Raw genomic sequence first — 3,295 nt, 5'->3', positions numbered from 1 at the left:
GGGGGCGGGTGCCGTCGTCAACTTCAACGACTTCAACACCGTGTAGAAAACCTGTTGCCATACTTTATGCTCCTTTAAATGGTTGGCTAATGAAATGAATGGGAAAAATGAGAGGTAAAGAGCCGCTCTTGAGAAAGGTTTGTTTTCAACAAGCACTTTCTTTTTATAAATATCTTGACTTGGTCCCAAAATGGTACTAAGATTGATAAAAATCAGGATAAACTTATGAAAATTGTTAAAATCTCCACACTTCAAACTTTTTGGGCTCGATATCCTGATGCTGAACAACCGTTAAAAGCATGGGTAGATGAAGCTAAAAATGCGCAGTGGCGTTCTCCTCATGACATTAAAGAGAAGTATAAAAATGCAAGCATATTAAAGAATAATCGTGTTGTTTTTAATATTAGAGGCAATGATTATCGTTTAGTTGTTTCAATCTTTTATCCAGCAGGTTGGCTTTATATAAAATTTATAGGGACACACAAACAGTATGATGCAATTGATGCTAATACTGTAGAACTAAAGGAATTTAAGAAATGAATATCAAACCAATTCGTACAGAGAGAGAGTATCAAGAAGCTTTAGAAATTGTGTCTGCAATGTTTGACAATCAACCTAAAGAGAATACTCCAGAATTTGATCAAATGGAGGTTCTTGTGTTGTTGATTGAAGCGTATGAAGCAGAACACTATCCTGTTTCTCCTCCTCACCCGATTGAAGCTATTAAATTTAGAATGGAACAAATGAACTTAAGTGCTAAAGATCTCGTTCCTGCGATTGGTCATTTAAATCGTGTTTATGAAATCTTGAGTGGTAAAAGAAAATTAACACTGCGCATGATTAAAAACTTGCACCAACAGTTCAATATTCCACTAGAAAGTCTGATAGCTTAGGTTTTATACTAATTTATTTTTTTGAAAGATTTTTAAGGGGTTTCAAAAGGTCTTCAAAGATCATTTAAAGATCCTTTAATATGTATTATTTCTCGTTTTAGAAATCGCAATTTGAGATGATCAGCTCTTGAGCCGGCATTGGATTATTTGAACCACATGTATAAGATGTATTCACTTCTTTTAGTTTAAATTGGCTAAAGGTTTTTCGGATCTCTGGCACATCATTGAGAGACAGAACAAACTTTCCCTTTAATTGTGCAAGCAGTGTGGACATCGTCTGGTAATCCTCTCGCTTAAACAAATCCTTGCCATAGCAATTCTCAACGCCCCAATAAGGTGGATCAAGGTAAAACAAGGTCGTTGGCCGGTCATAACGCCTGATAAAATCAAACCAATCTAAATGTTCAATAGTGACACCTGATAAACGCCGGTAAATAAGCTTTAAGAACCCTTCAAGTTTGAAAGAGTTAAACCGTGCACCACGGTGGGGATCAACTCCAAAGGTACGCTTTGCCACCTGCCCACCAAAACTCAACCGCTGTAGATATAAAAACCGCAAAGCTCGCTCTAAATCCGTAAGCGTCTTTGGATCTTGTAACGTAAAACGTTGAAACGCCTCACGGCTGCTAATCTGGAACTCCAACAGATCCATAAAAGGGTGATAATGGCGTTGCAACACCCGAAAAAAATTCACCACATCGCCTGAGCGATCATTGATGACTTCATATAAGGGAATCAATTTCCGCCTAAAGAATATTCCTCCCATGCCAACAAAAGGTTCGGCATAAGTGCGATGGGGAATGCCTTCAATGATTTTGATAATGGTTTTTGCCAACTTTATTTTGCCACCAACATAAGCGGCAGCTGGTTCTATAGGATCAATAGATTTTAATTTTTCTTTACAAAGTATATCCATCATTTTTTAACACTCTTCCATCTATATTAGCCATCTTCTCACTGTTTCCAAGTGATAAGAAGTGGCTGCGATGTTGAGTTGAGTTGCATCGGACGGGTTTGTCGCTAAACTAAGTCCCGTTGGCTGGACAACCAGCCCAGCCTCTATTTTTTGTTCCGTTCTCCTTGTTTTTGAGTTTTTAGGATAATTGCTGTGGGTTATCCGCTAGATTTCTCATAGCGATAGGTTATCAGAGCGGCTTGCTAAGAGCCGTTAATCTCTTTACAAAACTTTTGGAATAGAAGAGGGAGCACGCCGTGATTTCGGGGCTTCTTCTAAAGATAAAGAATGATTTTGCTATAGTGCGATAGAGAGTATTTACTTTTGTTGCCATTTTGCTCTCCAAATCAATAGAGAAACAATAACAACAAGAGCTGCCTTTCATAAAACTGACACTGTCAGTCAAAAAGCTCTTTAAAGGGCTTTAAAGGGCTTAAAATCATACAAGCCAGCTTATACAACAGCTATCCATTTGACTTGTGCTATTTTTAGTTTTGTATTTAATCTTTCCATAATCTTATGAGGACAGCGCCATCAGCTCCAGCGCCGCTTGGAGAGGAATCTCCATGAGAGCCAGCACCACCACCACCAAAACCACGCCCTGCTTTTCCCGAACTATAGGAACCTTTGCCGACTCCTCCAGAGCCACCACGTGATGTATCACCTCCAGCATCGCCTCCATTACCGCTTGTTTTACTCGTAATTCCATTCGTTCCAGCATAACCATTTCCGCCTTTGGCAATTCCTGGATGTTCATCCGTTGCTAAACCAAAGTTTCCACCTGTTCCTCCAGCACCGCCATCGCCTGAATAGAAGGAAGTCGTACTCCCAGTAATCGAGTGAGAGATACGGGCGTCAGCTCCCCCACCACCCTTTCCTCCGGTAGCGGTAATAAAATTTTTGCCAATGGTTGTTGTTTCTCCAGGCTTACCGCTTACAAAATTCTTTGCAATAGAAGCCCCTCCTTTACCAATGATGATATCTTCATGACCATTTAAACTGGCTTTATAGCCATACCAGACTGAACAACCGCCACCGCCGCCACCTCCTCCTAATCCTATCCCAAACGCTCTACCACCACTACCTCCACCACCCCAAGCTTGGATCTCAACTTTAGTTTTATCGGTGACCCAGATGGGCCACTGAATTTTCCCATCCTGTGTATAGAGCAATTCAGCATCAGCAAGAGCCGGCCAATTTGTGATTTTATCGATCAAATCTTTTTTAAGACTCTTTATTTGTGCCAAAATGGCGGCATCCACTTGCGCCTTCGTATAAACAACATCACCATCAACTCTCAAAGGTCCTTTCAAGGTACTTCCATTTGTGCTTAAACTTGTCACCGTTTCACCATTATGAATAAGGCTAAACGACGAATTACCCAAAAGTTCTAAGCCACCACTCATAGTGATTTTGCTGGTAAATTTATTATAATTCTGCCATTCAT

4 protein-coding genes are annotated in these 3,295 nt (G+C 40.2%); 2 read left to right on the top strand and 2 right to left on the bottom strand.

Going from position 1 to position 3,295, the window contains the following annotated elements; genetic code table 11:
* Window positions 1–225: 225 nt before the first annotated feature.
* Window positions 226–540, top strand: a complete 315-nt coding sequence (locus ACFIMM_RS03880; RefSeq protein ID WP_317993618.1) for a type II toxin-antitoxin system HigB family toxin — start codon at window positions 226–228, stop codon at window positions 538–540.
* Window positions 537–893 carry a type II toxin-antitoxin system HigA family antitoxin gene (locus ACFIMM_RS03875; RefSeq protein ID WP_375624310.1) on the top strand — a complete coding sequence of 119 codons (357 nt, stop codon included), beginning with the start codon at window positions 537–539 and terminating at the stop codon, window positions 891–893. The genes ACFIMM_RS03880 and ACFIMM_RS03875 overlap by 4 nt, the downstream gene beginning before the upstream one ends.
* 97 nt (window positions 894–990) lie before the next feature.
* Here the strand turns inward: ACFIMM_RS03875 and ACFIMM_RS03870 are convergent, their stop codons facing one another.
* Window positions 991–1,809 carry a DNA adenine methylase gene (locus ACFIMM_RS03870; RefSeq protein ID WP_375635109.1) on the bottom strand — a complete coding sequence of 273 codons (819 nt, stop codon included), beginning with the start codon at window positions 1,807–1,809 and terminating at the stop codon, window positions 991–993.
* Between the two features lie 539 nt (window positions 1,810–2,348).
* On the bottom strand, window positions 2,349–3,295 hold a 947-nt coding region (locus ACFIMM_RS03865; RefSeq protein ID WP_375682783.1), incomplete at its 5' end, for a hypothetical protein.

It is taken from the genome of Bartonella sp. AP258QHHD, from assembly GCF_042196145.1.
GTDB lineage: Bacteria > Pseudomonadota > Alphaproteobacteria > Rhizobiales > Rhizobiaceae > Bartonella.
Note: the sequence above shows the minus strand (reverse complement) of the source record. Positions and strands in the feature narration are given on the sequence as shown.